The 5,028-nt window shown below is 70.5% G+C and carries 3 protein-coding genes and 1 pseudogene; all 4 read left to right on the forward strand.

The window, feature by feature from the left end:
- The first annotated feature begins 297 nt into the window (after nucleotides 1-297).
- The 4 genes and pseudogenes from AADR41_RS41215 to AADR41_RS41230 all read left to right on the forward strand — a co-directional run bounded on the left by AADR41_RS41215 (nucleotide 298) and on the right by AADR41_RS41230 (nucleotide 4,971).
- Nucleotides 298-819, forward strand: a complete 522-nt coding sequence (locus AADR41_RS41215; RefSeq protein WP_342287521.1) for a MarR family winged helix-turn-helix transcriptional regulator — start codon at nucleotides 298-300, stop codon at nucleotides 817-819.
- A 23-nt stretch (nucleotides 820-842) separates the two neighbouring features.
- A complete protein-coding gene (locus AADR41_RS41220) occupies nucleotides 843-3,347 on the forward strand; it encodes an MFS transporter (RefSeq protein WP_342287522.1) in 2,505 nt (834 codons plus the stop codon).
- A gap of 211 nt (nucleotides 3,348-3,558) precedes the next feature.
- Nucleotides 3,559-4,374: a YceI family protein gene (locus tag AADR41_RS41225; protein ID WP_342287524.1), complete on the forward strand. Its 816-nt coding sequence runs from the start codon at nucleotides 3,559-3,561 to the stop codon at nucleotides 4,372-4,374.
- 73 nt (nucleotides 4,375-4,447) lie between these two features.
- A pseudogene (locus AADR41_RS41230) lies at nucleotides 4,448-4,971 on the forward strand (PPOX class F420-dependent oxidoreductase).
- Nucleotides 4,972-5,028 lie beyond the last annotated feature (57 nt).

Below are 5,028 nucleotides of genomic sequence, written 5' to 3' on the forward strand. Positions count from 1 at the left end.
TCCAAGCACTCACCCGCCCCCGCTCCGGGCATTCGCCGCCCCGCTTCGGGCACTCGGCGTGGCCGTTTCCTCACGCTGCCGACGCCGCCCCGGGCGGCGCCTCATCCGCCCCGGCTGTGGCGCGAGACACATCCCGCATCGCCCGCACGCCACACGCTGGACCTTTGACCGGAGCCGTACGCAGCCTTTTGCTTTCCTTTACTTCTGCAAGCCCCCTTTCGTTTGCCTGCAGCAACCAACGGCTTCTATGGTTGCCCTAAGCAACAAGATGAACCGGTGAGATGTCTGGGGGGTCCCGTGGCCGCACGGAGTCAGTACGAAGAACTGGCCCGGCAGCTGAGTGCCGTAGGGGCCGTCAAGAGAGGTCTCGCCCGCATCCTGCCCGCCGAATGTCCGGGCGGCTCCGCCGCCGTGCTGGCTCTTCTCCGGCAGCACGGCGAGATGCGGATCAGCCGACTGGCCGAGCTGCTGGACGTCGACATGTCGGTGACCAGCCGTCATGTCGCCCATGTGGCCGAGCGTGGCTGGATCGAGCGGTCTGCTGATCCGGCGGACAAGCGGTCCCGCATCCTGCGGCTGACCCCCGACGGACACGACGTGCTCCGCGATCTGAACCGGCGGACCACCGAGATGTTCGCCCACAACCTCTCCGACTGGTCTGACGACGAGGTCGGACAGCTCAACACGCTGTTGGCCCGGCTGCGCGACAGTTTCGCCTGTCGCGGGCCCAGCGGGTGCGGCCCCGGAAAGCACAGCGGCGACTGCCGCTCCCGGCATGCCGACAGCGACAACGACTCGCACACCCGTACACCCGTGTAACAGAAGCAAAGACAAGGACTTAAATGGCTACGACCACACCAGCCGGTGTGCGGGGCGGCCACGCCAAGCACGGGGGATCCCCGGATCCCACGTCCGGCGCGCCGATGACACACCGGCAGATCATGGAGGCGCTGGCCGGGCTCATGCTCGGCATGTTCGTCGCCATCCTGTCGTCGACCGTCGTCTCGAACGCACTGCCCGAGATCATCTCCGACCTCGGCGGCGGCCAGAGCGCCTACACCTGGGTCGTTACGGCCTCGCTGCTGGCGATGACCGCCACCACCCCCCTGTGGGGCAAGCTCTCCGACCTGTTCAGCAAGAAGCTGCTGGTCCAGATAGCCCTCGTCATCTACGTCGCCGGCTCGGTCGTCGCCGGTATGTCGACCAGCAGCGGCATGCTGATCGCCTGCCGTGTCGTCCAGGGCATCGGCGTCGGCGGTCTCTCCGCCCTGGCGCAGATCGTCATGGCGGCGATGATCGCCCCGCGTGAGCGCGGTCGCTACAGCGGATACATCGGTGCGGTGTTCGCCGTCGCCACCGTCGGTGGCCCGCTGCTCGGCGGTGTCATCACCGACACCAGCTGGATGGGCTGGCGCTGGTGCTTCTACGTCGGTGTGCCGTTCGCCGTCATCGCGCTGATCGTGCTCCAGAAGACGCTGAAGCTCCCGGTCGTGAAGCGTCAGGTCAAGGTCGACTGGTGGGGCGCCTTCTTCATCAGCGCCGCCGTGTCGCTGCTGCTCGTCTGGGTGACCTTCGCGGGCGACAAGTACGACTGGCTGTCCTGGCAGACCGCCGCGATGGTCATCGGTTCCCTCGTGCTCGCCGGGATCTTCGTGGCCGTCGAGGCCAGGGCCAGCGAGCCGATCATCCCGCTGCGCCTCTTCCGCAACCGCACCATCACGCTGGCTTCGCTGGCCTCGCTGTTCGTCGGTATCGCGATGTTCGCGGGCACCGTCTTCTTCAGCCAGTACTTCCAGCTGGCACGCGGCAAGTCGCCGACGATGTCGGGCGTCATGACGATCCCGATGATCGCGGGTCTGTTCATCTCCTCGACGGTCTCCGGCCAGATCATCACCAAGACCGGCCGCTGGAAGGCCTGGCTGGTCACCGGTGGCTTCCTGGTCACCGCCGGTCTCGGGCTGCTCGGCACCATCCGGTACGACACGACGTACTGGCACATCGCGGTCTTCATGGCCGTCATGGGTCTCGGCATCGGCATGATGATGCAGAACCTGGTGCTCGCCACGCAGAACCAGGTCGCTCCGTCCGACCTCGGCTCGGCCAGCTCCGTCGTCACCTTCTTCCGTTCCCTCGGTGGTGCGATCGGCGTCTCGGCGCTGGGCGCCGTCATGGCGAACCGCGTCACCCACTACGTCAAGGACGGGCTCGCGGACCTCGGTCCCAAGGGCGCTGCCATGGGCCACGGCGGTACCGGCGGCGGGGGCATCCCCGACCTGGACAAGCTGCCCGCGCCGTTCCGTACGGTCGTGGAGAGCGCCTACGGGCACGGTGTCGGCGATGTCTTCCTGTACGCCGCTCCGGCCGCGCTGATCGCCTTCGTGATCACGATCTTCATCAAGGAGGTCGCCCTGAAGACCAGCGCTTCGAGCGAGGCCCCGGCCACGGCCGAGACCCCGGCCGTCGAGGCGGCCGAGGTTCCGGCCGCCATCGCCGACGCGCCGGTCCCCGCGGCAGCGGCCCCGGTCACGGCCACGCCGACGGCCACCTCGGCCGATGTCCCGGAGGCCCCCGCCACCCTGAACGGCACGTCCGTGCACGGAGTGGTGCGCGGCGCCGAGGGCGCGCCCGTCGCACGGGCCGCCGTCACGCTGATCTCGCTGGCCGGCCGGCAGCTGGGGCGCTCCGTCGCCCAGGCCGACGGCAGCTACGGCCTGGACGCTCCGGGCTCCGGCAGCTACGTTCTGATCGCGTCCGCCGACGGCTTCCAGCCGCAGGCGTCCACGGTGGTCGTCGGTGCCGAGCCGCTCGCGTACGACATCCTGCTCTCCGGTACGAGCGGCCTGGCCGGTGTCGTACGGGCCGCGGAGACCTCCTCCCCGGTGGAGGGCGCCATGGTCATCGTGACCGATGTGCGCGGCGACGTGCTGGCCACCGGCAAGTCCGGCGAGACCGGCGAGTTCACCTTCGGTGAGCTGGTCCCCGGTTCGGTGACCGTGGCGGTGAACGCCGTCGGCTTCCGTCCGCTGGCGCTGCCGGTGGAGATCGGCGGCCAGGGCGTCACCCGGGTCGAGGCCGCGCTGCAGTCCGGTGCGCTGGTGCAGGGTGTCGTGCGGGCCGGTTCCGCACGGCGGCCGCTGCCGGATGCCCGGGTCACGCTGGTCGACGCGGCGGGCAATGTGGTCGCCACCTCGACGACCGGGGAGGACGGGGCGTACGCCTTCACCGACCTGGACTCGGGCGAGTACTCGGTCGTCGCGACCGGCTACCCCCCGGTGGCGAGCGCGCTGACGGTCTCCGGTCGCGGGGCCGACGGCCACGACATCGAGCTCGCCCACCCCGGCGAGTAGGAGCGACCCTGCGGCAGGCGGCGCGGACGCCGTGAAGCCTGCTGCACGGCGTTCTCACCACAGACCCCTGGCGGGTCGGCGTTTCGAGCGGAGACGCTGTACCGGTCGGTGGAAATGGGCCCCGGCGGCGGGGACGGCAGGCAGGGGACGGCCTGCCGTCCCTGCCCCGGGGCCCGACTCATTGAGTCGTTGAGCAAGGAGAAAGAACACGATGGGACTTCGCGCACAGGTACGGACGCGGGACGGCTGGGCGGTCCAGCACGCGGTCGTGACGGTCACCGACATGACCGGCGCGCAGGTGCTGCGGGCCACTGCGGACGAGGACGGCACGGTGCGGACCGACTCTCCGCTGCAGGCCGGCGCGTACACCGTGATCGTCACCGCGGTCGGGTACGCCCCCGCCGCCTCCACCGCCCTCGTCACGGCGAGCGGGCGGGTCGAGGCCGGCACGGTGGTGCTGGCCCGCCAGGGCGGCGTGGAGCTGCCGCCGCCGGGCACCTGGTCTCTGGACCCGGCGCACTCCTCGGTGGCCGCGGTCGCGCAGCACCTGGGGATCTCCAGCGTGCGGGGCCGGTTCACCGAGTTCAGCGGCCGGATCGAGATCTCCGGGGAGGTCCACCGGTCCCGGGTCGACGCCGTCATCAGCGCGGCGAGCATCGACACCGGCAACGGCATGCGCGACAAGCACCTGCGGTCGCCCGACTTCCTCGACTCGGACCGCTTCCCCGAGATCACGTACCGCTCCATCGGGATCACCCCCGCCGGCCCCGACCGCTGGACCGTCCACGGCCGGCTGTCGATGCACGGGGTCGAACGCCCGGTCGACCTGGACCTGAGCTACCTCGGCACGGGCCCGGACCCGTGGGGCGGGGTGCGTGCGGCCTTCAACGCCTCGGCGGAGCTGCGCCGCGAGGACTTCGCCATGAACTACAACCAGGTGGTGCAGGCGGGCATCTCGGCGATCGGCACGACGCTGCGGGTGGAGCTCGACATCCAGGCCGTGCAGGGCGAGTCCCTGCCGTCGTAGTCGCCGCGCGGGGTGGTTCCCTGCCGCCGCACTCGCCGCGCGGGGTGGTCGACCGTCGTCGCAGTCTGCGGACATGGCACCCGATATCGCGACGAACACGGCCGTGGAACTCGACGAGTTGCCGGCCTTCGTACGGCCCAGGCACCGGGCGATCCTGCTGACCACCCGGTCCGACGGCCGCCCCCAGGGATCCCCGCTGACCTGCGGGGTGGACGACGCGGGCCGGATCGTCGTCTCGACGTACCCCGAGCGGGCCAAGACCCGCAACGCGAAGCGGGACGCGCGGGTCAGTGTGATCGTGCTGTCGGACGAGATCGAGCGGGGCAGCGCGCAGCGCTTCGTTGAGGGGCGGTGGCCGGGCGACGGGTGGGCGGGCCCTGGGTCCAGGTGGACGGTTCGGCCGAGGTGATCGACTCGCCGGAGTCGGTCGAACCGCTCGTCGAGTACTTCCGGAACATCTCGGGTGAGCACCCGGACTGGGACGAGTACCGGGCGGCGATGGTGAAGCAGGGGAAGTCGATCATCCGGATCACTCCGGAGCGGTGGAGGCCGATCGCCACCGGCGGCTTCCCGGCCCGTCTGGCCTCCGACGGCTGAGCACGCGGGCAGGAGATCAAGGCGAAGGGGCGGTGCGGGATCGCTGAGATCCCGCAC

The sequence above is a fragment of the Streptomyces sp. CLV115 genome, from assembly GCF_038448545.1.
Classification (GTDB): Bacteria; Actinomycetota; Actinomycetes; order Streptomycetales; family Streptomycetaceae; genus Streptomyces; species Streptomyces sanglieri.